17 protein-coding genes, 1 pseudogene and 1 CRISPR repeat array are annotated in these 26,959 nt (G+C 69.5%); of the genes and pseudogenes, 10 read left to right on the top strand and 8 right to left on the bottom strand.

All coding sequences use genetic code 11. The annotated features are described in order from the left end of the window. A pseudogene (locus tag VNR91_RS04490) lies at positions 1-1,105 on the bottom strand (alpha-2-macroglobulin); the annotation flags it as partial. A gap of 102 nt (positions 1,106-1,207) precedes the next feature. Here VNR91_RS04490 and VNR91_RS04485 point away from each other — a divergent pair. The 4 genes from VNR91_RS04485 (at position 1,208) to VNR91_RS04470 (ending at position 5,489) form a co-directional block, all read left to right on the top strand. After that, the gene (locus VNR91_RS04485) at positions 1,208-2,641 is read left to right on the top strand and encodes a glycosyl transferase family protein (RefSeq protein ID WP_325489590.1); all 1,434 of its coding nucleotides are present in this window, start codon (positions 1,208-1,210) and stop codon (positions 2,639-2,641) included. Continuing rightward, entirely contained in the window at positions 2,638-3,735 is a 1,098-nt protein-coding gene (locus VNR91_RS04480; RefSeq protein WP_325489589.1) for a hypothetical protein, read from the top strand. Before VNR91_RS04485 ends, VNR91_RS04480 begins: the two co-directional genes overlap by 4 nt. Before the next feature lie 81 nt (positions 3,736-3,816). Next, a complete protein-coding gene (locus VNR91_RS04475; RefSeq protein WP_325489588.1) occupies positions 3,817-4,731 on the top strand; it encodes a sulfite exporter TauE/SafE family protein in 915 nt (304 codons plus the stop codon). Further along, positions 4,728-5,489 (top strand): TIGR02186 family protein, encoded by a 762-nt coding sequence (locus VNR91_RS04470; protein ID WP_325489587.1) that lies wholly within the window; start codon positions 4,728-4,730, stop codon positions 5,487-5,489. Before VNR91_RS04475 ends, VNR91_RS04470 begins: the two co-directional genes overlap by 4 nt. A gap of 21 nt (positions 5,490-5,510) precedes the next feature. On the opposite strand, the gene VNR91_RS04465 is transcribed toward VNR91_RS04470, so the two are convergent. Beyond that, positions 5,511-7,829 (bottom strand): beta-L-arabinofuranosidase domain-containing protein, encoded by a 2,319-nt coding sequence (locus tag VNR91_RS04465; protein ID WP_325489586.1) that lies wholly within the window; start codon positions 7,827-7,829, stop codon positions 5,511-5,513. Between the two features lie 153 nt (positions 7,830-7,982). On the opposite strand from VNR91_RS04465, the gene gyrB reads away from it, so the two are divergent. From gyrB to VNR91_RS04445, 4 genes are all read left to right on the top strand, one after another. Then, positions 7,983-10,487, top strand: coding sequence for a DNA topoisomerase (ATP-hydrolyzing) subunit B (gyrB, locus tag VNR91_RS04460; RefSeq protein WP_325489585.1), 2,505 nt, complete (start codon positions 7,983-7,985; stop codon positions 10,485-10,487). Continuing rightward, entirely contained in the window at positions 10,480-10,752 is a 273-nt protein-coding gene (locus VNR91_RS04455) for a GNAT family N-acetyltransferase (protein WP_325489584.1), read from the top strand. The genes gyrB and VNR91_RS04455 overlap by 8 nt, the downstream gene beginning before the upstream one ends. A gap of 275 nt (positions 10,753-11,027) precedes the next feature. Then, positions 11,028-15,903: direct repeats of the CRISPR family, unit length 32 nt; unit sequence GTTTCGATCCACGCCTCCGCGCGGGAGGCGAC. A gap of 317 nt (positions 15,904-16,220) precedes the next feature. After that, positions 16,221-17,375 (top strand): ABC transporter substrate-binding protein, encoded by a 1,155-nt coding sequence (locus VNR91_RS04450; protein WP_325489583.1) that lies wholly within the window; start codon positions 16,221-16,223, stop codon positions 17,373-17,375. 28 nt (positions 17,376-17,403) lie between these two features. Beyond that, positions 17,404-18,492, top strand: coding sequence for a hypothetical protein (locus VNR91_RS04445; RefSeq protein ID WP_325489582.1), 1,089 nt, complete (start codon positions 17,404-17,406; stop codon positions 18,490-18,492). Between the two features lie 62 nt (positions 18,493-18,554). Here VNR91_RS04445 and VNR91_RS04440 read toward each other — a convergent pair whose 3' ends face one another. Both VNR91_RS04440 and VNR91_RS04435 read right to left on the bottom strand, forming a co-directional pair. Then, positions 18,555-19,340: an ABC transporter ATP-binding protein gene (locus tag VNR91_RS04440; RefSeq protein WP_325489581.1), complete on the bottom strand. Its 786-nt coding sequence runs from the start codon at positions 19,338-19,340 to the stop codon at positions 18,555-18,557. Beyond that, entirely contained in the window at positions 19,337-20,395 is a 1,059-nt protein-coding gene (locus VNR91_RS04435) for an iron ABC transporter permease (RefSeq protein ID WP_325489580.1), read from the bottom strand. The genes VNR91_RS04440 and VNR91_RS04435 overlap by 4 nt, the downstream gene beginning before the upstream one ends. Positions 20,396-20,457: 62 nt before the next feature. Between VNR91_RS04435 and VNR91_RS04430 the strand changes: the two genes are divergently transcribed. Next, positions 20,458-21,195, top strand: a complete 738-nt coding sequence (locus VNR91_RS04430; protein WP_325489579.1) for an alpha/beta hydrolase — start codon at positions 20,458-20,460, stop codon at positions 21,193-21,195. A 5-nt stretch (positions 21,196-21,200) separates the two neighbouring features. Here the strand turns inward: VNR91_RS04430 and VNR91_RS04425 are convergent, their stop codons facing one another. Continuing rightward, the gene (locus tag VNR91_RS04425; RefSeq protein ID WP_325489578.1) at positions 21,201-24,146 is read right to left on the bottom strand and encodes a TonB-dependent receptor domain-containing protein; all 2,946 of its coding nucleotides are present in this window, start codon (positions 24,144-24,146) and stop codon (positions 21,201-21,203) included. A gap of 197 nt (positions 24,147-24,343) precedes the next feature. Beyond that, positions 24,344-24,670 (bottom strand): hypothetical protein, encoded by a 327-nt coding sequence (locus VNR91_RS04420; protein ID WP_325489577.1) that lies wholly within the window; start codon positions 24,668-24,670, stop codon positions 24,344-24,346. 154 nt (positions 24,671-24,824) lie between these two features. Between VNR91_RS04420 and VNR91_RS04415 the strand changes: the two genes are divergently transcribed. Continuing rightward, entirely contained in the window at positions 24,825-25,337 is a 513-nt protein-coding gene (locus VNR91_RS04415) for an Lrp/AsnC family transcriptional regulator (RefSeq protein ID WP_325489576.1), read from the top strand. A 21-nt stretch (positions 25,338-25,358) separates the two neighbouring features. Here VNR91_RS04415 and VNR91_RS04410 read toward each other — a convergent pair whose 3' ends face one another. Beyond that, complete coding sequence (locus tag VNR91_RS04410) at positions 25,359-26,630, bottom strand: cystathionine gamma-synthase family protein (protein WP_325489575.1); 1,272 nt, start codon at positions 26,628-26,630, stop codon at positions 25,359-25,361. A gap of 54 nt (positions 26,631-26,684) precedes the next feature. Further along, positions 26,685-26,959: laccase domain-containing protein (locus VNR91_RS04405; protein WP_325489574.1), on the bottom strand; the 275-nt coding region annotated here is incomplete at its 5' end.

Raw genomic sequence — 26,959 nt, 5'->3', positions numbered from 1 at the left:
CGAACCGCACCTCCAGCGGAAAGCGCTCGGCGTTGGACAGCGGCCGGCCGCTTTCGTCCTTCACCCCTGCGGGCAGGGTCAGTTTCGCGGTGGTCGCGCCGGGCAGCGGCGCGGCGAACTTGACCTCGCTCACCGTCGCCTTGCGCTGGTCATCCTTGGCGATCGTCGGGCTCAGTGTCTTGCCGTCGGGCAGCGCGATGCGGATCGCCTCCGCCTGCGCGCGCGGCACCGGGGCGGAGAATCGCACCCACGCTTCCTTGACCGGGTTGCATCCCGCCTGCGGATTGACGCGGCTGCATTCGAACCGCGCGGTGAACGGCTTGCGAACGGTGAAGTCGTACCGCTGGTCGGCGCCGGCGCTGCGCCCGCCGCCGCTGATCCCCGCGCCCCACACCAGCGCCATGTCGCGGCCGGGCGGCAGCGGGCGGCGACATTTGAGCGCGACCACGCTGGCCAGCGCCGCGTCGCGATCCTTTCCGGCCTCAGGCAGCGCGTTGGGCAGCCCGGCGTTGGTCAGGAAGCTGTTGACCGCCCAGCGATCGGTCCCCAGTTCGGACAGCAGCTTGCCCGGCAGCGCCGCGTCGAGTACGTCGACCGGGATCTTCTCGCCCAGCCCGTCGACCGCGCAATAGGCGTTGGCGGCGACCGAGGCGCGATCGGGCGCCATGTTGGCGGCGACCAGGAACGTCTGATCCTCCTCGATCTCGCCGTCATAGGTCGCGGGCATCACCGCGCGCGCGATCGGACCGCCCGAATCGACCTTGAAGCTCGCATTGCCGGCCACCGCATAGCCGGCGACGCTTTTCAGCCTGGGGTTCAGGTTGAAGTCGCAACTTGTGCCGCCGGGCAAGGGGCTGGCGAATTCATAGACCCAGGTCGCCTGGTCGACCCAGCGCCCCTCGCCGGCGCAGGCGGTGGCCGCCGGTGCCGCCGCGCGCGGATCGCCGAGCGGCACCATCGCCGCCGAGAATCGCAGCGTGAACCGTTCAATCGCGCCGTTGCCGATGCCCGGCGTGGCGAGCGTGACGCGCGGGCTGGCGTCGCCGTGCGCGGTGAGCGGAACCAGCACGGCGGCGAGGATCGCAAGGCGAGCGGTAAGCTTCACGGAGTCGGACTCCCCCTTTTGCCCCAGCCTTAAGCGGTGTGTGCGTCGAGTCCAGTATCCAAAAATTCCGGCGATGTAACAGCGACTTGCAGTCCGCCCGATGTGGAGTATGATCCGCGGCCGGGGGGAGTGGGGCCGCTGTCCTGGGGGATCGTCACCGATCTGATCAACGGTGCCGCGCGCGAAACGCTGATGTTCGCGGCGGTCGGTTTCCTGCTGGCCGGAATCGATGACCTGGCGGTCGATATCGCCTATTTCATCCGCCGGGCGTGGCGCCGGGCCAGCGGCCAAGCCGATCCGGTGCTGAGCGATATTCCGGCGCCGCGCCGACCGATCGCGGTGTTCGTTCCGGCATGGGACGAAGCGGCGGTGATCGCGGCGATGCTCGACACCACGCTGGCACGGTGGCCGCACCCCGGCGTGCGACTGTACGTCGGCGCCTATCCCAACGACTGGGACACGATTGCGGCGATCGCCGCCGTGGCGATGCGCGAACCGCGCGTGCGGCTGGTGATCGGCACGCGCGCCGGGCCGACGACCAAGGCGGATTGCCTCAACGGCCTGTGGGCGGCGATGATCGCCGACGAGCGTGCCGGCACCGTACCGGCGGCGGCGGTGGTGCTCCATGACGCCGAGGATGTCGTCCATGCCGGCGAACTGGCGGTCTATGACCATCTGATCGGCCGCTATGACGCGATCCAGCTGCCGGTGCTGCCGATCCCCGATCCCGGATCACCGTTTGTCGCGGGGACGTATGTGGACGAGTTCGTCGAGGCCCACGCCAAGCAGTTGGTGGTGCGCCAGGCGATCGGCGCCGGACTGCCCTTTGCCGGGGTGGGCTGCGCCGTGTCGCGATCGATGCTGGGCCGGATCGCCGATGCGCGCGGCGGACGGCCGTTCGATGCCGACAGCCTGACCGAGGATTACGAACTGGGGCTGACCTTGGCGGCGATGGGCGGGCGAACCGCCGCGCCGCGCATCGCCGAACGGCGGGGCGGGCCGCCGGTGGCGGTGCGCGCCTGCTTCCCCGGCCGGCTGGATGGCGCGGTGCGCCAGCGCGCGCGCTGGATGTTCGGTATCGCCTTTGCCGGATGGGACCGGCTCGGGTGGAGCGGGACGCGCGGGATCGGCGATTACTGGATGCGGATGCGCGACCGCCGCCAGCCGCTGGGGGTGCTCGTGCTCGGAATCGCCTATGCCGCGCTGGTGCTGTGGGCGCTGGCGGAGATGCTGGCGCTGGCCGGCGGGCCGCCGCCGATCCGGCCGACCGCATGGTTCCGCATCGCGCTGTGGATCAGCCTGGGGATGCTGGTGTGGCGCGCGGCGATGCGCGCGGGGTTCGTCACCGGCGCTTATGGCTGGCGCGAAGGGCTGTTGTCGCTGCCGCGGATGATCGTCGGCAACATCATCTCGCTGATCGCGGCGCGGCGCGCGCTGTTCCGCTATGTCGCCACGCTGCGCGGCGAGCGGCCGCGATGGGACAAGACCGCGCACCGCTTTCCGAGTCCCGCCGAACTGGGCGAGCGGCGCGCATGACCGGTCGGCCGCTGCGCTTCCTCGGCCTGGCGACACTCGGCTGGATCGCGCTCAGGATCGTGCTGACGTGGCAGCAGACCGGATCGCTGACCGAGGCGATTCGCGAAGCGGTGCCCCCCGTCACGGCCACCACCGCCGATGCCGCGCCTCCGGCGGCGGCGCTGATCCCGACGGCGGAGGGGCTGATTCCGGCGAAGGCGGCGCAGGTCGGCGCGGTCCGGCGCGCGGGGATGGCGTCGGGCACGGCGATGCCGCGCGCCTGGGCAACGCGACCGCCGAGCGGTGCGACGGCCGGCGGCGGCGCGGTTGGTGATCTGCCCGGCGGCGCCCCGCGACTGGCGGTTGTGCCCGGAACGGTGATCATCGGCGGCGCCCCGACCGCGACTGCGAGCGCGCCCCCACCCATCGGCGCGGCGCCCGGCGCGTTGCAGATCGCCCTGCCCGCGTCGCTCACCGGCGCGGAAGGATCGCGGCGGCGCTGGTCGGGGAGCGCATGGCTGATCGCGCGCGGCGGCACCGGGATCGGCGGCGGCGCCGATTCGCCGCAGCTTGGCGGGACGCAGGGCGGCATCCGCGTCGACTATGCGATCAGCCACGGCTTTGCCGCCACCGGGCGAGTCGCGGTTCCCGCCGCCGGCGCCGGGCGCGAGCTGTCGCTGGGGGTGGCGTGGCGGCCGGCCGGAATCCCGCTGCGCTTCGTCGCCGAGCAGCGTTTCGCGCTCGATCGCGGGCGCGGCGGGCCGACGTTGGGCGTCAGCGGCGGACTCTACCGGCGCTTGCCGGGGGCGTTCCGGCTGGAAGGCTATGCGCAGGGCGGCGCGATCCTTCGCAACGGCACCGAACATTATGTCGACGGCATCGTCCGCGCGACCCGGCCGGTGACCGCTCTTGGCGCGGCCGACCTCGATCTCGGGCTGGGCGCCTGGGGCGGGGCACAGCGTGGTGTCGCCCGGCTCGATCTGGGTCCGACCATGGGCGTCCGCCTGCCCATCGCCGACCGCGCGGTGCGGCTGTCGATCGACTGGCGGCAGCGTGTCGCCGGCGACGCCCGTCCCGGTTCCGGCCCGGCGCTGTCGGTGGGGTCCGATTTCTAGGGTCCTGGCAATGGACCAGCGCGGCAAGAAAATGCGCCGGGTGCTTGGCAGCGCGCGCAAAAGGACTATCGCCTATCGGCCGTGGATATCTACCTGCCGATCGCCAACCTGTCGGTCAACGCGCTGGTCATCATCCTGCTCGGCGGCGGGGTGGGGCTGTTGTCGGGCATGTTCGGCGTCGGCGGCGGATTCCTGACAACGCCGCTGCTGATCTTCTACGGCATCCCGCCCACCGTCGCCGCCGCGTCCGCCGCCAGCCAGGTGACCGGCGCCAGCGTATCGGGGGTGTTCGCGCATTTCCGCCGCGACGGGGTCGACGTGCCGATGGGCATGGTGCTGGTGGTCGGCGGCGTGCTCGGCTCGATCGCCGGCGCCGGGCTGTTCCGCGTGCTGCAGGCGAGCGGGCAGATCGATATCGTCATCGCGGTGCTCTATGTCGTCATGCTGGGATCGATCGGCGCGCTGATGCTGCGCGAATCGTTGCAGAGCATCGGCGCGATGCGCGGCGGGGAGGCCCCCCGCGCGCGCAAGCGCCGCCATCATCCGCTGGTCGCCGCGCTGCCGCTGCGCTGGCGCTTCTATCGCTCGGGGCTGTACATCTCGCCCCTGGCGCCGCTGATCCTGGGCTTTGGCACCGGCATATTGACCGTGCTGCTGGGCGTCGGCGGCGGCTTCGTGCTGGTCCCGGCGATGCTCTATCTGCTCGGCATGACGACGCAGGTGGTGGTCGGCACCAGCCTGTTCCAGATTCTGTTCGTCACCGCCGCCGCGACAATGACCCACGCGCTGACGACCAAGGCGGTCGATATCGTGCTGGCGGCGCTCCTGCTGCTCGGGTCGGTGGTGGGCGCACAGGTCGGCGCGCGGTTCGCGGCGCGGATGAAACCGGAATATCTCCGTCTCGCGCTGGCGGTGATCGTGCTGCTGGTGGCGGCGCGGATGCTGCTCGGCCTGACGTGGCGGCCGGACGAGATCTTTACGGTGGAGCTGTCGTGAAGGCGCTGGCCACGCTGTTGCTGGCGCCGCTGCTGGTCGCCACCACCAAGCCGGTGCTGGTGCCCGACGTGTCGCAGCGCGACATCGAGATCGCCTATTCCTTCACCGGCGCCGAATTGCTGCTGTTCGGCGCGATCCTCTATCCCAAGGGGGAGGAGCCCGGCCCGCACGGCGCCCCCGCCGACATCATCGTGGTGGTCAAGGGGCCGGCGCAATCGGTGCTGGTGCGCGAAAAGGAAAAGGTCGCCGGCATCTGGATCAACGCGCAGCGGATGCGCTATCGATCGGCGCCGTCGTTCTACGCGATCGCCTCCTCCCGCCCGATCGACCGCATCGTCGACGAGCGCACCCGCGCGATCTACGAGCTGGGGCTTGGCAGCCTGCAACTGTCCCCCGCATCGGGCGCGGTGCCGGCGGAGCAGGCGCAGTTCGACGCCGGGCTGGTCGACCTGCGGCGGCGCGGCGGGCTCTACTATGCCGATCCGGCGGCGGTCGAGATCACCGACGGGGTGCTGTACCGCGCGCGGCTTTCGATCCCGGCGCGCGTGCCGGTCGGGCGATTCACCGCCGAGACCTTCCTCGTTCGCGACGGTCGCGTGCTGGCGGCGGCGGTGCGCGACATCAACATCCGCAAATCGGGGTTCGAGCGGTTCGTGGCGCGCGCGGCGGACAAGTCGTCCTTTGCCTATGGGCTGGTCGCGGTGGCGCTGTCGGTGGCGTTCGGATGGGCGGCGGGCGCGATCGCGCGCCGCGTATGATCCGCGACCGGACCCGACGCGTCAGAACGCCCGGATCGCCCTGACCCGGCGGGGGAAGTCCTTGTCGTCGCCGTGGAGCCGGCCCGAATCGGCGAAGTCGATGTGCGCGGCCATGTCGGCGTCGTGCTGCGACGATGCCCAATATTCGCAATTGTCGGCGACGCCGGCGGTGTGGAAATCGCCCCGGCCGGCGGCGTGGAGCGCGGTGTACATCGCCGCCAGCTCATCGCGGGAGGGCAGGAACCAGCCGCGCACCCCGTTGACGCTGAGCGCGGCGCAGAGTTGCGCCGCCGTACCCGTTTCGGTGCAGGCGGCGAGCATGTCGGCGGTGTTCTGCCGGCCGGTGCCGATCGCCAGCCCACGCGCCCCGGGCACCTCGCGGCGGAAGCAGCCCCAGTGCGCGCCGCTGCTCTGGTCGAACGGCGCGGCCTCCAGATAGCGCCAGCCGTCCCTGGCCGCGTCGGGATTGCGGTAGAAGATCCACCCGCCCGCCGGGCCGATGTCGCCGACCTGATAGTCGTCGGTCAGCAGCCAGGTCGTCATCTCGCCGACGCCGCGATTGGCCCACAGGTGATAGGGGATCAGCTTGAGCGGCGCGGTCTTTGCCGCCGGATCGCCGGCATGGCGCGCGACAGTGTCGATCACCACCGCGCCGCCGAACAGGCGCTTGTCCAGCTTCGGCGTCAACGGCGCATCGGGCGCGACCACCAGATCGAGCGCGGTGCGGCCGGGGGCGTCGGGCCATTCGGCGCAATAGACGATCGGTCCGCGCGTCACCGCGACACGGCGCGCATCGTCACGGACGCGCGGATCGGCGGCGACGCGGCGGGCGTCGAGCGGCAGCTCGATCGCGATGACGTCGCCGTTCGTCCAGCTACGGTCGAGCGTGACATAGCCGAGCGCGTCGGGCGCCGCCGGCACCGCATTGCCGTTGAGCGTGATCCGCACCGGCGCCGCGCCCGCGCCGGCAAAGGCATAGAGCCCGCCCGGCGCGACCTCTCCGCGCGCCCAGCCGGGGATGCGCAGCCGGATCGCGGCCCGGGTCGGCGCGGCGGCGGAGACCGCGATCCGTGACTCGCCCGCCCACGGCATTCCGCTGTCCATCGCCAGCGACAGCGTGCCGCCGCCGACCGCGAAAGATGCGGTGCTGGCGACATAGAGGTTGACGTGGATCGCGCCGGACCTGGCGTCCTGCGCGTAGATCAGTCCCGGCATCGCTGCGAAGAAGCGCACCAGATTGGGCGGGCAGCATTCCAGCGAGGCATATTGCCAGCGCGCGTCGCGGCCGTCGCCCGCGCTGGCGAGGCGGTTGACGTAGAAGAAATGGTCGCCCGAATGCGACACCCCGTCGACGGCATTGTTGTACATGCCGCGCTCCATCACGTCGATGTAGCGCGCGTCACCGGTCGCGAGGAACAGATGGTGGTTGAGCGTCTGCCACATCAGCACCGCGCAGGTTTCCGAATAGGCGTTGATGTTGGGCAGATGGTACGGCGCGCCGAAGCCTTCGTTGCCGGTCGAACCGACCCCGCCGGTGACGTACATCTTGCGCGTCGCGGCGTCGGTCCACATCGCGTGCGCCGCGTCGAAATAGCGGCGGTCGCCCGACAGCACACCGTAATCGAGCATCGACAGCATCAGCGTGACGCCGTTGACCGCATGGCCGACCGCCTCGCGCTGCTCGAGCACCGGCAGGTGGGACTGGGTATGGCGGCTGCGGCCCGGCGAATCGGCGCGGCCGCGCACGTCGAGATAGTGCCGGGCCAGCACGAGGTGCTTCGGATCGCCGGTGACGCGGTAGAGGTGGAGGCAGCTCAGCGCGAACCGCTCGCCGCCGGGAAAGGCCGGGCTGGTGGCGCGAATGTCGCGATCGAGCGCGTCGGCGGCGGGCAGCACCTTGTCGATCAGCCGACGGTCGCCGAACGTCTCGTACAGCGCCGCGCCCAGCTCGAACTGGCGGTTCTCTCCGCCCGCGCCGGGGGTGGCGAGCATCGCGGTGACGCAGCGATCGACATAGGGCTTGAGCGTGTCGTCGCTCTTCGCGGCATAGATCGCCGCCTCCAGCACCCCGCCGTTGAGCCGTTCGGCGACGTCGCCCAGCTTGTCGATCTCGAACGGGATCGTCACCGTCGCATTGCGCGCGACCTTCGGCGCCCAGAAATCGTCGGTGAGCGTGACTTCGTGGAACGGCTTGGCCTTGAACGGAAAGGCGCGGCCGGCGGGAAAGGCGGCACTGGCGGCCGGCGCGGTCGCCGCCGCCGTGCCCGCCGTGGCGAAGGCCAGGCCACCGGCGGCGGCCGGTGCGGCAAGCAGGAATTCGCGGCGCTGCAGACGGGTCATGGCAATTCCCTCCCCCTTCGGAGGCTAACGTCTTATATCGTATACGATGTGGTGCCAAGGGGCCTGACGCGCGCGACCTTTGCCCCGTGGCGGCGCTGTCACTGCACTGCCATTTTGCTTCCGTTTCGGTGGCGTGATGCCTATATCCTCGGCATGACAGACACCCCTTCGAACCCCAATTCCAGCGACTATGGCGCCGACTCGATCAAGGTGCTCAAGGGGCTGGACGCCGTCCGCAAGCGCCCCGGCATGTATATCGGCGATACCGACGACGGCTCGGGCCTGCACCACATGGTGTTCGAAGTCAGCGACAACGCGATCGACGAGGCGCTGGCCGGGCATTGCGACCGCATCCTGATCACGCTCAACGCCGACGGATCAGTGTCGGTCGAGGACAATGGCCGCGGCATCCCGACCGGCATCCATGCCGAGGAGGGCGTATCCGCCGCCGAGGTCATCATGACCCAGCTCCACGCCGGCGGGAAGTTCGACAACACCTCGGATTCGAACGCCTACAAGGTGTCGGGGGGCCTGCACGGTGTCGGCGTGTCGGTGGTCAACGCGCTCAGCGAGTGGCTCGACCTGACGATCTGGCGCGACGGGCAGGAGCATTACATGCGCTTCGCCCATGGCGACGCGGTCGCCCCGCTCAAGGTGACCGGTCCCGCCGACGGCCGCAAGGGGACGCGAGTCACCTTCCTCGCCAGCCCGGCGACGTTCAAGATCACGGAGTATGATTTCGACAAGCTCGAGCATCGTTACCGCGAGCTGGCGTTCCTCAATTCGGGGGTGCGGCTGTTCCTGCGCGACGCGCGGCACGAGGAGGCGAAGGAGGTCGAGCTGTATTACGAGGGTGGCATCGCCGCCTTCGTCAAATATCTCGATCGCAACAAGCAGCCGCTGATGCCCGATCCGGTGGCGATCGCCGGCACCCGCGACGACGTCACCATCGACGTCGCGCTGGAATGGAACGACAGCTATTACGAAAACGTCCTGTGCTTCACCAACAACATCCCGCAGCGTGATGGCGGCACCCACCTGGCCGCGTTCCGCGCCGCGCTGACGCGCACGCTCAACAATTACGCCGACAAGTCGGGCCTGCTGAAGAAGGAGAAGGTCACCCTCACCGGCGACGACATGCGCGAGGGGCTGACCGCGATCGTATCGGTCAAGCTGCCCGATCCCAAGTTCAGCAGCCAGACCAAGGACAAGCTGGTCTCGTCCGAGGTGCGCCAGCCGCTCGAGAGCCTGATGGCGGACAAGCTGGCCGAATGGCTGGAGGAGAATCCGGCGGTCGCGCGGCAGATCATCCAGAAGGTGATCGACGCGGCGGCGGCGCGCGAGGCGGCGAAGAAGGCGCGCGAGCTGACCCGGCGCAAGGGCGTGATGGACATCGCCAGCCTGCCCGGCAAGCTGGCCGATTGCCAGGAGCGCGACCCGGCCAAGTCCGAACTGTTCCTGGTCGAGGGCGATTCGGCCGGCGGTTCGGCCAAGCAGGGCCGCGACCGCCATTATCAGGCGATCCTGCCCCTGCGCGGCAAGATCCTGAACGTCGAGCGCGCGCGGTTCGACCGGATGCTGTCGAGCCGCGAGATCGGCACGCTGATCCAGGCGATGGGCACCGGCATCGGCCGCGACGACTTCAACATCGACAAGCTGCGTTACCACAAGATCGTCATCATGACCGACGCCGACGTCGACGGCGCGCATATCCGCACGCTGCTGCTGACCTTCTTCTATCGCCAGATGCCGGAGATCATCGCCAACGGGCACCTCTTCATCGCCCAGCCGCCGCTCTACAAGGCGACCAAGGGGCGGTCGGAGGTCTACCTGAAGGACGACGGCGCGCTCGACCAGTATCTGGTCGATGCCGGGGTCACGCTGACCGTTCTCGAAGGCCCCGCCGGCGCGCGCACCGGCGCCGATCTGGCCGAGCTGGTCGACCATGCCCGGCGGATGCGCACGCTGATGCGCTACGTGCCGCGCCGCTATCCCGCGCACATCGTCGAGGCGCTGGCGATGGGCGGTGCGCTCGATCCCGACGCATCGCGGGAGGATCGCGCGGCGCGGCTGAAGACGGTCGCCGACCGGCTCGACCTGACCGACGAGGATGCGCGCTGGACCGCCGAACTGTCCGAGGAAGGCGGCTTCCACTTCCAGCGGCGCTGGCGCGGGGTCACCGATCACCATGTGATCGAGCCGGCGTTCCTCGTCTCGGCGGAGGGGCGCAAGCTCCACGGCCTCGCGATCGAGGCGGGGGAGAGCTATGCCGGCATCGCCAAGCTGGTCCCGCTGAAGGGCGCCGCCGCCGCCGATGACGCGGCCGAAGCCGATGCCGATGGCGAAGAGGCCGCCACGCCGGTCGCCGCCGGCAAGGGCGAGACGCTGATCGCGCGACCGGCGCAATTGCTCGACGCGATCCTGACCGCGGGGCGCAAGGGGCTGTCGATCCAGCGCTACAAGGGGCTGGGCGAGATGAACGCCGAGCAATTGTGGGAAACCACGCTCGATCCGCAGAACCGGTCGATGCTGCGCGTCGCGATCGACCAGGCCGATGTGGCGGACGAGATCTTCACCCGGCTGATGGGCGACGTGGTCGAGCCGCGCCGCGACTTCATCCAGGAAAACGCGCTGTCGGTGGCGAACCTCGATGTCTGAGGTGGTCGATAACCGGGACGCCAACCGCTACGAACTGGTCGAGGACGGGCACAAGGCGGTGGCGGCTTATGTGCTTCGGGGCGACGTCATCACCTTCACCCACACCGTCGTGCCGCAGGAATTGCAGGGGCGCGGCATCGCCAGCCGGCTGATCAAGGCCGCGCTCGACGATGTCCGCGCGCGCGGGCTGCGGGTGGTTGCGGAATGCCCGTTCGTCGCCGCCTACATCGACAAGCACGCCGCGGAGCGTGACCTGCTCGCCTGAGCCGGGACGGGATCGGCCAGCCCCACCCGCTCTGCCCGGCAGGCGCGGAAACACAGCCCGCGACGAGACGAGGGGGAGATCGCGGCGGGTCTCGTCGGCATCGGTCCTTCATCGACGTTGGGCAGAGCCGGACGGCCGCCATGCGGGGGCGCTTTGGAAATTGATAAAACGCCAGGCGCGCGCGGAAAGCGATCGCGTTCGGCGGACACTGGTTTCGATCCACGCCTCCGGCGGAGGCGACCGTCGGCGCGCTTGACGTCCCAATAGACGATCGTGTTTCGATCCACGCCTCCGCGCGGGAGGCGACTTCAACTCCGCCCCGTACAAGGGCGGCCTCAAGTGGTTTCGATCCACGCCTCCGCGCGGGAGGCGACCATCAGGAATAGATCGACGAGGATCGCCCAGCGCGTTTCGATCCACGCCTCCGCGCGGGAGGCGACCCGATATCGGGCGATGTACGTGCCGCTCGCTCGGGTTTCGACCCACGCCTCCGCGCGGGAGGCGACCTGATCGTCGAAACCGGCGCCGGGCTGCCTGATGCTGTTTCGACCCACGCCTCCGCGCGGGAGGCGACCGCACCGGCAGGATCGCGCCCGCCGGCACCGCCTTGTTTCGACCCACGCCTCCGCGCGGGAGGCGACTGCTGGTGCCAGAGCAGCGCGTGGACCAGCTGGGCGTTTCGACCCACGCCTCCGCGCGGGAGGCGACGTGGTCCAACCCGGTAGAATGCAACTTGCCAAGGGTTTCGACCCACGCCTCCGCGCGGGAGGCGACTCAGAGCCAAGGTGCCGTACACCGGCAAGGGGCTGTTTCGACCCACGCCTCCGCGCGGGAGGCGACGCCGGGTGCATCCGGCGGGCGCCGTCGGGCCGGCGGTTTCGACCCACGCCTCCGCGCGGGAGGCGACGGCGCGGTTCGGCCGCCAGTCCGAAACCGCGGGGTTTCGACCCACGCCTCCGCGCGGGAGGCGACTCCCCGGCACCGACGAAGGCATCTGGCGCCGCATGTTTCGACCCACGCCTCCGCGCGGGAGGCGACCATCGCCGAGCAGCGCGGTGCTGCCGGGATGGGGGTTTCGACCCACGCCTCCGCGCGGGAGGCGACCCGATGGACGATGTGCTGGCCGAGCTGGCGGCGGAGTTTCGACCCACGCCTCCGCGCGGGAGGCGACCGGCCGCGATGGTGCGCGCGTCGCCCGAGTTGTTGTTTCGACCCACGCCTCCGCGCGGGAGGCGACTTCGCCCGAGGCGAGGCGCACAGCGCAATATTCGCCGTTTCGATCCACGCCTCCGCGCGGGAGGCGACCCGGCGGCTGGGCTCTTCTTCCAACGCTCGTAGACGTTTCGATCCACGCCTCCGCGCGGGAGGCGACATTTTGAAGATCGGGTTGCCGGCCGAGCGCATCGTTTCGATCCACGCCTCCGCGCGGGAGGCGACAACGCCGGGAATTGCTCCGGCGCCTCGACAAAATCGTTTCGATCCACGCCTCCGCGCGGGAGGCGACCAGAGCCCGATGGCGAGTGGGCGGAGACGATCGAGTTTCGATCCACGCCTCCGCGCGGGAGGCGACCCGACATCGGCAAGTCGCGGACGTACGTCGACATGTTTCGATCCACGCCTCCGCGCGGGAGGCGACATACGTTTACCGCGACGAATATCTTCCGTTCCTGTTTCGATCCACGCCTCCGCGCGGGAGGCGACGCGGGTGGTCGAAGCTATGCGGTCAGATGCTGATGTTTCGATCCACGCCTCCGCGCGGGAGGCGACCAGCCCGCCCGTGCTGGCGCCGCCCACCTGGGCGTTTCGATCCACGCCTCCGCGCGGGAGGCGACCAAGGTAAAAGACGCTCGCGGCTCCCTTGCCATGTTTCGATCCACGCCTCCGCGCGGGAGGCGACGAGGCCAGCGAGATTTACGGCCAGTTATGGGCCGTTTCGATCCACGCCTCCGCGCGGGAGGCGACACGTGCGCCGATCGCGACGCAGCGGCCATGGAGGCGGTTTCGATCCACGCCTCCGCGCGGGAGGCGACCGGCCCGCACCGCGATCTCATTCGGCGGATGTTGGTTTCGATCCACGCCTCCGCGCGGGAGGCGACGATTTGTAGAGCATCCTCGAATCCTCCTAGTAGGGTTTCGATCCACGCCTCCGCGCGGGAGGCGACTTGGGTCCGATCAGTAACCTAGGGACTAGCTAGGGTTTCGATCCACGCCTCCGCGCGGGAGGCGACGCGCAGCGACAACGACGGTGCGAAGGTCGCGTGCGGTTTCGATCCACGCCTCCGCGCGGGAGGCGACGGCAGGAACCGCAACTCGGTGCCGAGGGCGTTCAGGTTTCGATCCACGCCTCCGCGCGGGAGGCGACCCGAACCCACCGTGGACCGCCCCGTCACCGCTCTGGTTTCGATCCACGCCTCCGCGCGGGAGGCGACTTGCCCGCCCTCGCCGATCCACGTTGTGCGAATGTTTCGATCCACGCCTCCGCGCGGGAGGCGACTGGGGTTCGGACCAGCGCACGCCATGCTCGGCGCCGTTTCGATCCACGCCTCCGCGCGGGAGGCGACGCCAGCGGGACCGGCGTCAATGGCGGATTCGGCCTGTTTCGATCCACGCCTCCGCGCGGGAGGCGACGGCCAAGGGTGAGGGCGGCACTGACGACCGCGAGTTTCGATCCACGCCTCCGCGCGGGAGGCGACGGCGGCGAGGCGGTGGGCGCCTGCAACGAGCACCGGTTTCGATCCACGCCTCCGCGCGGGAGGCGACCATAGAGGCTTGCCCGTCGTACCGAGGGCCTTGCGTTTCGATCCACGCCTCCGCGCGGGAGGCGACGGCTGGTCTCCGAGAGCAGCGCGGGCGATGCCCTGTTTCGATCCACGCCTCCGCGCGGGAGGCGACCTCAGGCGGCGCGCGCCTGGGTGGCGATGTTCCAGTTTCGATCCACGCCTCCGCGCGGGAGGCGACGTATCTCCGAACGGCGCTGCATTAAGCGCGTCGCGTTTCGATCCACGCCTCCGCGCGGGAGGCGACTATCCCAGAGAGGACCGTGGTGATGGGGAGAGGGGTTTCGATCCACGCCTCCGCGCGGGAGGCGACACGATCGGCCACAAGAGAAGGGACGCTCCCATCAGTTTCGATCCACGCCTCCGCGCGGGAGGCGACAACCAAAGTCCGATGAGGACACCGAGGCCGAGCCGGTTTCGATCCACGCCTCCGCGCGGGAGGCGACCGGCGAACGTGTTGGTGATGCGCCCGAGGCCTTCGTTTCGATCCACGCCTCCGCGCGGGAGGCGACGTTTAACCATGCAGCCTCGCCGTCACCCTGATCACGTTTCGATCCACGCCTCCGCGCGGGAGGCGACGCATAGCCTCATCCCAGCGCCAGCGCGACGCGTGGTTTCGATCCACGCCTCCGCGCGGGAGGCGACTTCTCCATCGCGGTACAATACGCCACCGGATACAACGTTTCGATCCACGCCTCCGCGCGGGAGGCGACGAAGCCATCGCGAAGCTGGTCCGTCGGGCTGCCAGGTTTCGATCCACGCCTCCGCGCGGGAGGCGACCGCGAACGGGTCGAACACCAGATCGCCCTCCATGCTGTTTCGATCCACGCCTCCGCGCGGGAGGCGACAACGCAGGTCACGTATGGCGGCCTCGGGCGAGGTGTTTCGATCCACGCCTCCGCGCGGGAGGCGACCGCGCATGTGCGCCTTGAGGACCGAGGACCGCTTGTTTCGATCCACGCCTCCGCGCGGGAGGCGACGCCTTCGTTGACGACGGCGTTGTCCTCGTCGTTGTTTCGATCCACGCCTCCGCGCGGGAGGCGACCTGACAGGCGGTTGCCGTCGAAGGTACAGTTGGTGTTTCGATCCACGCCTCCGCGCGGGAGGCGACATGATCAGCAATGGATATGCTGTGAGGTGGCCGTGTTTCGATCCACGCCTCCGCGCGGGAGGCGACCCGCTGGCTTCCTGCGCGCGGTGACGCCGCACGCGACGTTTCGATCCACGCCTCCGCGCGGGAGGCGACTAGGCGAAATCAGGGGGCGGCGCAGCGAATGTGCGAGTTTCGATCCACGCCTCCGCGCGGGAGGCGACGCCTCACCTGTCGCGCCGACGGACGCGAGCTAGGTGTTTCGATCCACGCCTCCGCGCGGGAGGCGACTGGCTGGTCTCCGAGAGCAGCGCGGGCGATCCCCTGTTTCGATCCACGCCTCCGCGCGGGAGGCGACTCGACGATGACTTGAGCCGGCTCGGTGGACGCGCGTTTCGATCCACGCCTCCGCGCGGGAGGCGACAGCCCAAGCGTGACACGCAAAGCGCCGATGAGGGTTTCGATCCACGCCTCCGCGCGGGAGGCGACGATCGCGGCGTCATGGTCCAGTAATCGGCGGCGGGTTTCGATCCACGCCTCCGCGCGGGAGGCGACTTCGCGCCCATGCTCGTCGAGCCAATGCTCTGCGCTGTTTCGATCCACGCCTCCGCGCGGGAGGCGACGAGCCGTTCCCGAAGAACGCGGCGGAACTGCTTTGTTTCGATCCACGCCTCCGCGCGGGAGGCGACACTCGCGAACGGTCGGCAAGCCGCCGCCGTCCAGTTTCGATCCACGCCTCCGCGCGGGAGGCGACCACCATGGCGCACGCACGCCGCGATCACCGTGGCGTTTCGATCCACGCCTCCGCGCGGGAGGCGACCGTGGTTTTCAACGCTAGCGGGCGCTGGGCCGCAGTTTCGATCCACGCCTCCGCGCGGGAGGCGACGAGCCGGTCCACGGTGCTGTTGACCTCTGCGATGTTTCGATCCACGCCTCCGCGCGGGAGGCGACGTGCGTCCCGCCTGCCGGCACCACCAGATTGTCGGTGTTTCGATCCACGCCTCCGCGCGGGAGGCGACGAATCAGTTCGGCCAAAAAGTCAACGGGCCGGAGTTTCGATCCACGCCTCCGCGCGGGAGGCGACGCCTCTTTGCCGAATCGCATGGCGGAACATTGCGCGTTTCGATCCACGCCTCCGCGCGGGAGGCGACGAGATGCCCGGTGATGTACACGCGGGTGATCTTGGTGTTTCGATCCACGCCTCCGCGCGGGAGGCGACGAGATGATGACGTCGTTGTACTGCGTGCCGAGCGTTTCGATCCACGCCTCCGCGCGGGAGGCGACGGGTAGGCTCCTAGAACAATGAGAAAGAACCGAAAATACCCGCGCTTGCGCGAACCGCCGTCGATTGCGCGCGCCGAACGTTATCGCGCCCGCGCCGCCCCCGGCAAGCGGTTGCGATATCGGCGTTTATCCGACGTGCGAACCCGCTGGGCACGCGCCCACCATCCCGGGTTCGCGCAGCCCGGCCGGAACGTTATCCGGCGTCGTCAGGCCGCGATGCGCGGCACCCGCCGGGCCGTCCTGTCGGCGCCCTATTGTGCATTGCCCCGTCACGACGTAACGCAAGTGCGAGTCGTTATCAAAATAATGGGGACGTGATGGACCGTCGAATTGGTGTGGTTGGCATTTCCCGGCGCGGGCTGATCGGTGCGGGCGCGGGGCTTGGAGTCGCCGTCCTCCTCGCCGGGTGCGGCAAGGGGGGGTCGGACGGCGCGGCGGCGAAGGCGCAGCTTGTCGACCTGCGCCAGCGCAACCTAACGCCGCGCGTCACCCCGGCGAAGCTGTCGATCGACGATGGCCGCTATTTGGTCGCGCTCAGCCTGATCCACCCCGATCCGGTGTCGACGCTCGCCGCGTGGTCGGGGGACGTCCAGCGGCTCGGCAAGGAAACCTATGACGCCTATGTGAAGCGCTTCCCCGCGCTGGCGACGCTGGCGACCGTCCCGCCGTCCAACCTGCCGTTCCAGGTCGAGCCGGTGCTCGCCGCCAGGCCCGACGTCGCGCTGGTCTCGCTCGGCTCCGGGCCGTCGGACGCGCAGGTCGCCCAGCTCGAGGGGGCGGGGGTCTCGGTCGCGTTCATCGATTTCTTCTCGCACCCGATCGAGAATCAGGCGGCGAGCCTGACCCTGCTCGGCGCGCTGACCGGACGCGGGGAGCAGGCGGCGGCCTATAACGCGTTCCGCAAGGAACGGCTCGACCGCATCTCCGCGCGGCTCAAGGGGCTGCCCGATGCCGAGCGTCCGAGTGTGTTCATGGAGCCGCACGCCGGGCTCAATCCGGACTGCTGCAATTCGCCGGGCAGCGGCAACGTCGGCGATTATATCGCCTTCGTCGGCGGCCGGAACATCGGCGCCGATCAGATCAAGCAGCCATTCGGCAAGCTCAGCCTCGAATATGTCATCTCGCGCGATCCCGACATCTACATCGCCACCGGCGGGCCGCATCTGGCGAAGGCCGGCGGCTTCGTGGTCGGGCCGGGCTTCACCGCCGAACAGTCGCAGGCGGGGCTGCGCCATGTGATCGCACGCAACGGCATTTCGACGCTGCGCGCGGTGCGGGAGAAGCGGGTCCATGGCCTGTCGCACCAGATGCTGAATTCGCCGATCGACGTCGTCGCGGTCGAGGTGCTGGCCAAATGGCTCCACCCGGACAGGTTCGGCGATCTCGATCCCGCCGCGACGCTGGCCGAGATCAATAGCCGCTTCCTCGCGGTCCCTTACGACGGCAGCTACTGGGCCGATCTTGCCGCCTGACTCATTCATTTATCGGGAGAAAATCGTCATGAAGCATCTTCTTGCCACCGCCGCCCTGATCGCCATCTGCGGTGCCACCGGCGCCATCGCGCAGCCGACGGGCTCCGCCGCCGCCGGCGCCGCGGTGAGCGTCGAGAAATCGGCCAAGGTCGCGCCGGGCGGCCTGTACGAAATCGTGTTCAACCCGGCGGACAAGCGGGTCTACGTCGCCGCGACGGGTCAGCGCGGGAGCAACGCCCCGCAGGTGGTGGCGCTTGACGCGACGACGCTGGCGCCGGTGCGCACGATCGATGTCGCGCCGGATGGCGTGTTCGGGCTGGGCATCGATACGCGCGCGCAGTTGCTGTACGGCACCGCGACCCGCACCGGCGCGGTGGTGATGATCGACCTGAAGTCGGGCAAGACCACCGCTCTCAAGCCCGAGGGCAGCGAGGGCGCGCATCTGCGGGAGGTCGTGATCGATGAGGCGACCGGCAAGGCCTATGCTTCGGTGATGGTGGGCAGCGAGCGTGGCGACGGTCCGGTGCAGCCGCAGCAGATCTGGGTGATCGACGGCAAGGCCGGCAAGTTCGAGCGCGTCATCTCGGTCGACACCAATCGGCTGACCGGCCTGACGGTGGGCGACGGCAAGCTGTTCGCCACCGGCATGGGATCGAACGAGGTCGTTGTGATCGACGCTGCGACCGGCAACCTCGTGTCGCGCTGGCCGTCGGGCGGCGAGGCGCCGATCAACATCGCCTATGATCGCGCCGGAAAGCGCCTGTTCGTCGCCAACCAGAAGAGCGGCGACCTGACCGTGCTAGACTCCACCACCGGCGCGGTGAAGGCCAAGGTGCCGACGGGCGAGGGTGCTCTCAGCGTCGCCTACAACCCGGCCAAGCAGCAGGCCTATGTCGCCAATCGCCAGGCGGGCACGGTGTCGGTGATCGACGCCACCACCTATCAGTCGATCGCCAACCTGCCGACCGGCACCTTCCCGCAGACGCTGGCCGTCGATGCCGCCGGCAACCGCGTGTTCGTGAGCAACAAGGCGCGCGGCCTGCCCCGCAACGCGCCGGCCGGCACCGCGCCGGTCGACGATGCCAACGGCGATACCGTGACGACAATCCGCCTTTGATCCGGTGGGCGGCGGGGTCGGTCGATCCCGCCGCCCGATCCGACTTTGCCTGGTGGACCCCGTTACCCGACGATCCCGTCGACCATCACCTGAAGCGTGCCGTGGCTGCAACGCTCGATCCGCCCGCGCACCTTCCACACCCGTGCCAGCAATTCGGGGGTGAGCGCGTCGATCGCCGCGCCGTCCGCCGCCACCGCGCCGCGATCGAGCACCACCACCCGATCGGAAATCCGCGCCGCCGCCTGGAGATCGTGGAGCACCGCGATCACGATCGCGCCGGTGCGCCGGGCATAATCGCGGGCGACGTCCATCACCTCATGCTGGTGACGCAGGTCGAGCGCGCTGGTCGGCTCATCGAGCAGCAGCACGCGGGGCCCGCGCACCAGCGCCTGCGCCAGGCTGGCGAGCTGACGCTGTCCGCCCGACAGCTCGTCGAGCCGCCGGCCGGCAAGGTCGAGCGCCCCGATCGCGTCGAGCTGTGCCAGCGCCAGCCGCGCGGCATCCGCCTCCGATGCGACCGCGACCGACGCGGGGGAGGCAAGCAGCGCCGCGACAACCGTCTCCAGCACGCTTAGCGCGACGCCCTGCGGCAACGTCTGCGGCATATAGGCGACGTGGCGGGCGCGATCGCGCAGCGACAGCCGGTCGAGCGCGATGGCGTCCAGCCGGACCTGTCCGCCCGCCGGCACCAGCCCGGCCAGCGCGCGCAACAGGCTGGTCTTGCCCGCGCCGTTCGGCCCGACCAGCGTCACCAGCCCGCCGCCGCTGATGGCCGGCAGCGACAGCCCGTCGATCACCGTGCGGCCGCGATAGCCGACACTCAGCCCCGCGATCTCCAGCCTGGTCATGCGCGTGCCCCGGATCGCATCATCAGCGCCAGGAACACCGGCACGCCGATCAACGCGGTGACGATCCCGACCGGCAGCGACGCGCCGGGCACGATCAGCTTGGCCGCGCTCGCCGCCAGCGACATCAGCAATGCGCCGACCAACATGCTGCCGGGCAGGAAGCGGCGGTGGTCCTCGCCGAGCAGCAGCCGCGCGATGTGCGGCCCGACCAGCCCGACGAAGCCGACCACGCCGACACAGGCGACCGCCGTCGCCGACAGCAGGCTGACCCGGAACAGCGACACGAACCGCAGCCGGCGCACGTCGACGCCGGTGCTGGCGGCGCGATCCTCGCCCAGCCGCAACGCGGTGAGCTGCCGGGCGGAGAGCAGCGCGAACGGCACCACCGCGACCAGCACCGCGCCGAGCAGGCCGACCGCGCCCCAGCTGGCGCGCGACAGCGATCCCATCGTCCAGAACACCAGCTGCTGCAAAGCCTCGGGCGAGGCGATGAACTGGACGAGCGCGGTCAGCGCGTTGAACGCGAACACCAGCGCGATGCCGAACAGGACCAGCGTCTGCGCGCCCCCGCCCTGCGCGCGTGCCAGCGCCTGGATCACCAGCACCGCGGCGAACGCGAGGACGAAGGCGTTGATCGGCGTCATCGCGTCGAACGGAACGAATGGGATGCTGATCCCCAGCACGATCGCGAGCGAGGCGCCGAACGACGCGGCCGAGGAGACACCGAGGGTGAACGGATCGGACAGCGGGTTGTTGAGCACCGTCTGCATTTCCGCGCCCGCCAGCGACAGCGCGGCGCCGACCAGCATCGCCACCAGCGCCTGCGGCAGGCGGATCTGCCAGATGATCGCGTGCGCGGTCGGATCGAGCGACCCGGGCCTGACCAGCCCGTCGATCACCGTCCGCACGCCAAGCGACGCCGGTCCGGTGACCACGTCGAGGACCAGCGCAGCGACGCAGGCGAGCGCCAGTGCCGCGACGATCGCGTCGCGCCGCCGCGCCGTCCGGCGATGCGCGGCCAAAAGGGGATGGTCGGGATCGATCGAAGCGCGCATGGGGGGCAGGCTCGCTTCCTGGGGGCGACGCGGTGGCATGTCGTCAGTTAGGACCCGATGCGATGATTGGCGATAGCTTTGGCCCCGACTGGCGCCGCGAACCGCGTACCGGCTTTCATCTGCGGCGGTACGATCTGGACGGCGCGGCCTATGACGTCGCCGTCGCGGTTCCCGAAGGCCCGGAGCCGGCACAGGGCTTTCCGCTGCTGGTGGTGATGGACGGCGCGATCCATTTCGATGCGGTCGCGGCGGCGGCGGCGGCGCTCGCGCGGCGGCCGGGCAAGACCGAGGTCGGGTCGAGTGTGGTGGTCGGCATCGCCTCGGGCGCGGGCTGGAGCCACGATCCGGCACTGCGCGAGCGCGACCTTCTGCCCGACGGCGCCGGTTGCGATGCGCTGCACCGGTTGCTCGGTACGCGCGTGTTGCCCGATGTCGCGGCGCTCGCGCCCGTCGACCCGGCGCGCCGTGCGCTGTTCGGGCACAGTTTCGGCGGGGTATTCGCGCTTGATGCGCTCGCGCGCGATTTCTCGACGTGCATCGCGGTCAGCCCGTCGCTCTGGCGCGCGCCCGACCTGGCGGCGCGGGTCGCCGCCGCGATCGCCGGCCGCGACGTCCGCGTCCTGATCGCCTGGGGCGCGCGCGAGCCGCAGGGCGATGCCGACCTGCCCGCCGCGATCGATACGCTGGCCGCCGCCGGCGCGCGGGTCACCCACGCCACGATCGCCGATGAGGATCACGGATCGGTCCCGTTCGCCGTGCTGCCGATGGCGCTTCGCTTCGTGCACGGCGTGACGCGCTGACCCGTTCAGAACCGCTTGGAGACGGTCAGCGCCACCGTGCGGCCCAGGATATTGGCGTTGGCCCCGTCATAGGGTTCCGGCGCGTTGCCGGTGACGACGCGGCCGGTGTCGATGAACGGCGGATCATTGTCGAACGCGTTGTTGACGCTCAGCGCCACCGTGAGACCGCCCAGCGTTCCGCCCTCGCCGAAATCATAGCCGAGCTGGAAGTCGACCGTCGCCCAGGCGTCGATCGGCACCGGCTTGCTGCTCAGCACCGGCGCGCCGGTCGCTGACGGGACATAGCAGCCGGCGGCGCATTCATAGCCCTCGACATAGTTGAGCGTGCCGCGCGCCGACAGGCCGCCGGTCGTCCAGTCCAGCCCGGCGCGGAAGCGCAGCGGCACCGGATTGCCGACGCTCTCATATTTGCCCAGCCGATCCTGGAACGCCGCGCCCGGCGTCGATTGCAAGGCGTATTCGGTGATCAGCGTGCCATCGCCGAACAGGCGCAGGCGCCCGATGGCGCCGAGATCGAACCCGTAGCCGATCGAGAAATCGACTCCCTGCATTTTCAGCGCGGCAAGGTTGCTCTGCGTCGCGCGGATGATCGCCTGGATCTGGTCGGGGGTGCGCGCCGGCCCGGGGCCCTGCACGCCCAGGAAGCGCGGGTCGTTGAACAGCGCGGTCACCGCCGCCAGATCGGGGTTGAAATCGAGGTTGGCGATGTACGGGCTGCTGCCGGTCGCGAAATAGTTGGACAGGATCCCCGCCAGCGCGCCCGATGTGATGCGGACGATGCGGTCCTTCACGTGCAGGTTGAAATAGTTGAGCGACAGGTTGAAGCCGGGGATCGACGGCGGCGCGATGTCGACGCCGACGCTCCACGTGTCGGCGCGCTCGGGCTTGAGCGTCGGGCCTGCGCCGCCGGTGATGACCATGCCGGTGAAGGTGCAGCTGCCGCTGCCGCCCGGCGTGCCGGTGAAGCCGTTGAGCTGGACCAGCGTGGTGTTGCACGGCGCGGTGTAAAAGGCGTTGGCGTAGAAGATGCCGTTGCCGCCCGCGACCGGCTGGGCGCCCTCATACTGGAACCGCATCGGCGGCGCGTGGAACGACGTGCCCCAGCTTGCGCGGATGTTGAACCCCTCGACCGGGGCATAGCGCAGCCCGAAGCGGGGGTTGGTCGTCTCGAACCCCGACAGATCGTCGGACCGCTCGTGACGCACCGCCGCCGACAGATCGAGCGCGGCGATGCCGGGGATGGCGTTGCGGCGGCCGACCAGCGGCACCGCGGCCTCGGCAAAGGCGGAGAAGACCTGCTGCTGGGTGACGCCATAGGGCACCTGAAGCGGGTTGATGCTGCGGTAATTGAAGTCGAGATCGCCGTCGATCGTCTCGCGGCGCCAGTCGATCCCCGCCGCCAGCTTGACCGGTCCGCCGGGCAGGTCGACCAGCGACCCGTCGACCTTGAAGCTGCCCTGAAGCGTGCGCGAGGTGAAGCGCAGCGTCTCGTATCCGATCAGCTCGTCCAGCACCTGGTCGGACAGCGGCTGCGACGAATAGGGATTGAACGTCGCATAGTTGAGCCCGGCGCAATAACGCTGCGCCTCGGTCGCGTTGGTGACCAAACCGATGTTGCCCGCGTTCAGCCCGGACAGCGCGCAGACGATCGCGGTCGGCGCGAACGTGCCGTTGGACAGGCGTTCGGACACGTTGCTGTCACGCAGCAACGTCGACGTGCGGCGCTGCTCCTCGCGGCTGTAGGAAACCACCGCCTCGGCGGTCCAGTCGCCGAACGGCGAATAGCGCAGCCCCGCTTCGCCGGCATAGCTGTTCACCGCGACGTCGCGGGTCAGCGGGCGATCGTCGACCAGCACGCCGAAATTGTTGGTCACTCCGGTGATGAACGCCGGATTGGTCGCCGGCAGCGTGCCATAGATCGGCGCATAGCCCAGGCTGTAATGCCCGTCGCGGCGCGTGTAGCGGCCGCGCGCGAACAGGGTGACGTCGCCCAGCTCCTGCGTCACCGATCCGAACACGCTGTGCCGGCGCATCTCCGGCAGGATGTCCTGATCGGCCCAGGGGTCGTAGCTGTTGCCGAACCCGCCGGTCGCGGCGGTGAGCTGCCCGACGGTCAGGCCGGTGCCCGGCCCCTGCGGCACGGTGTAGGCGACCGCGCCGTTGAACGCCGCGCTGCCGGCGAAGATGTTGGCCGCCGCGCCGGCGCGGCTGGTGTGGATCGGCCAGTTGACGCCGCCGCGATCCGACAGGTCGCCGCCGTTGAAGCCGCGGTCGTTGGCCGAGACATTGTCGCGATAGTTGAATTCATAGCCGATCAGCGCGTGGCCGCTCGCCCAGTTGGCGCCCGCGACCAGGCTGCCCTGCCATTCCAGCTCGCCCGACTTGCCGATGCCGGCGCGGCCGAGCGCCTGGATGCCCTGCTGGCGATCCTTGAGGATGATGTTGACCACCCCGCCGACCGCGTCGGCGCCATAGACCGCCGACGCGCCGTCCTGAAAGATCTCGACCCGCTCGATCGCGGCGACCGGGATGTTGGAGATGTCGACGAAATCGCCGAGCTGGCCCGACGCGGCGACGCGGCGGCCGTTGACCAGCACCAGCGTCGACAGCGATCCCAGCCCGCGCAGATTGACCCCCGCGCCGCCGGTCAGATTGGGGCCGGCCGGGCTGGCGTCCTGTCCGCCACGGCTGTTGTCCGGGCTGCCGACGCCGCCGGTGAAATTGGCGGGCAGTTCGCGGAACAGTTCGGCGATCGTCGCCTTGCCGCTGCGCGCGATCTCCTCGCCGGTCAGCCGCTGGACCGCGCTGCCGATCACCGGCGCGCCGCGGATGTTGGTGCCGGTGATGACGATATCCGGGGCATCCGCCTCGGCAGTGGCCGAATCCTGCGCGAACGCCGCGCCACTCATCATCGCCGACGCGGCCACGCCGGACAGGGCAAGGGCGATCACGGACTTTCCAGCAACCAAGACGATACTCCCCTAGCGGCCGGGATCGCGCATCGCGACCCGCGCCGACTCGGCGGTTTCGATATTGCAAATCGATTGCAATATCCAGCCCGGGGATTTGGCATCGTGCGGGGACGGCCGGACGAACGCGCGAGGGTGGTTCGCGGGCGGCGTCCGAACGATCCGCCGCCGGGCGACCGTCACGCCACCTGATTGGTCTCGCGATGGTCGGCTTCCGGGGCGTGCAGCCGCAACGGGGCGCTGTCGCGAGCGATCCCGCCGCGATCGCACGCATCGTGCACCAGAAACGCGCGGTCGACGCACACCATTTCGCGCAGCCGATCGAGGATCGCCGCGACGCGCGGCGTGTCGGCGGCGGTCAGTTGCAGGTCGATCAGCAGGAAGGGATCCGCGCGGCGGCAGTTGATCTGGATCGGTACGATATCGCGCATCGCGAAGATGTTGTTGACCCGCGACAGGGCCTGCGCGTCGCACTGGGTGCGGATCGCCAGGACCGATCCGGGCATCGCGTGGCCGGACGGCGGCGCTGTGCAGAATGCGACCATGATTCCTCCTGCGGGAATAGTGTCGCGACAGAGGAGAAAAATCCCGGCGCGAATTTGACATGAGCCGCAGGATGTCGGAAAAAAATTCCGATATATGGCGATTTAGGGGAATGAATTGGCCGACGTCACGCTCGATGATGCCGAACGCCGCATCCTGATCGCCCTGCAACGCGATTCTAGCCTGCCGCTGACCGAGCTGGCGCGGGAGGCCGGCCTGTCCGCGACGCCGTGCTGGCGCCGCGTCCAGCGATTGCGCCAGGCGGGGGTGATCAAGGGCGAGGTCGCGCTGGTCGACCGGCGCAAGATCGGCCTGAACGCCCAGGTGTTCGCCCAGGTGCGCCTGAACGCGCACGGCCGCCAGAACCTCGAGCAATTCTCCGACCGGATCCGCGAGTTCCCGGAGGTGCTCGATTGCTATGTGATGATGGGGCCGATCGACTTCCTGCTGCGCGTGGTGACCGAGGATATCGACGCCTACGAACGCTTTTTCTTCGAGCGGCTGAGCCGGGTGCCGGGGATCCAGGAAATCAACTCGATGGTCGCCCTGTCCGAGATCAAGGCGACCACCGCGCTTCCCATGACGCTGGCCGCCGGGGCCGACTCGGCCAGGCGGAGCGGCGCGGCCTGAGGCCGCCGCCGCCGGGCCGGCCTATACCGCCGTCAGCGCCGCCTCGAAATCGGCGATCAGGTCGTCGGCGTCCTCGACCCCGATCGAGATGCGCACCAGATTGTCGGTGATGCCCAGCGCCGCCTTGCGCGCGTCGGGGACCGACAGGTGGGTCATCGCCGCCGGATGGCTCGCCAGCGTCTCGGTGCCGCCCAGGCTGACCGCCAGCTTGGCGATCTTGAGATTGTCGAGGAAGCGGAAGCTCTCCGCCTCGCCACCCCTGATGAACAGCGAGAAGGTCGAGCCGGCGCCGGTGCAATGGCGGCGATAGATGTCGGCCTGGCGCTCCATCCCCGGCGTATCCGCCAGGAAACCGAGATAGCCGACCTTCTCGACCTTCGGATGCTGGCGCAGGAACGCACATACCTTGGCGGCATTCTCGCCGGCGCGGCTCATCCGCAGTTCCAGCGTCTCGAGCGAGCGCAGCAGCATCCACGCGGTGTTGGGATCGCAGATCGTGCCGATCGTGTTGCGCATCAGCCGGATGGTGTTGATGTGTTCCTTCGATCCCAGCACGCCGCCCGCGACCAGATCGCTGTGACCACCGGCATATTTGGTCAGGCTGTAGACGACGATGTCGGCGCCCTGCTTCAGCGGTTGCGCCCACAGCGGGCCAAGGAAGGTGTTGTCGATCGCGATCGGCGGCTTCGCGTCACGCCCGGCGAAGGCGGCGTCGCGGCTCGCCGCCACCGCCTCGACATCGACCAGCGCGTTGGTCGGGTTGGCCGGGCTTTCGAGATAGATCAGCGCGACCTCGCCCTTGGCCGCCTCCGCCATCACCGCGTCGATCTCCTCGCGGGTCGCACCGGCGGGAAAGTCGAGCCACTTGACCCCGAACTTGCCGAGGATGCGGCCGATCAGCGTCTCGGTCGCGGCGTAGAGCGGTCCCGAATGGACGATGGTATCGCCGGGCTTGACCATCGCGAGGAACAGCGTGGCGATCGCCGACATGCCGCTGGAAAAGGCGAGCGCGTCCTCGGCATCTTCCCAGATGCCCAGCCGATCCTCGAGGATCTCCTGGTTGGGGCCGTTGAAGCGCGAATAGACGAGGCCTTCGGCGCCGCCGGGGCGCTTGCCGGTGACGCCCTCGAAATGGCGCTTGCCCGCCGCCGCGTTGGGAAAGACGAACGTCGAGGTGAGGAAAATGGGCGGCTTGAGCGAGCCTTCCGACAGCATCGGATCATAGCCATGGCCCATCATCTGGGTCGCTGGCTTGAGCTTGCGCGTGGCGCCTGCCTTGGTGTCGTCGGTCATCGCTTGCTCCGCTGGTGGTCGAAAAGCCGTAGCGCAAACCGGTAACAGAAGAAACTATTCGAGCCCGATCACGCTGATCTCGCGCCCGTAATCCGGCTCCCCCGCGTGGGTGGCGCGGCGATAGCTGAAGAAACGCGCCGGATCGGCATAGGTGTCCAGCCCCATCAGCGTGACTCGGCGCAGCCCGGCGGCGGCGAGGCGGTGGGCGACATAGCCCTCCAGATCGAACTGCGCGTGGCCGGCGCGGCCGTCGATGAAGAAACGGTCGTTGGCGGGATCGTCAGCGGCGAAGCGCGCGCGGAACGCATCGTCGACCTCGTAGCTCGCCT

Source organism: Sphingomonas sp., from assembly GCF_035555815.1.
GTDB lineage: Bacteria > Pseudomonadota > Alphaproteobacteria > Sphingomonadales > Sphingomonadaceae > Sphingomonas.
The sequence above is the reverse complement of the archived record's forward strand: the minus strand, read 5'-3'. Positions and strand labels throughout refer to the sequence as shown.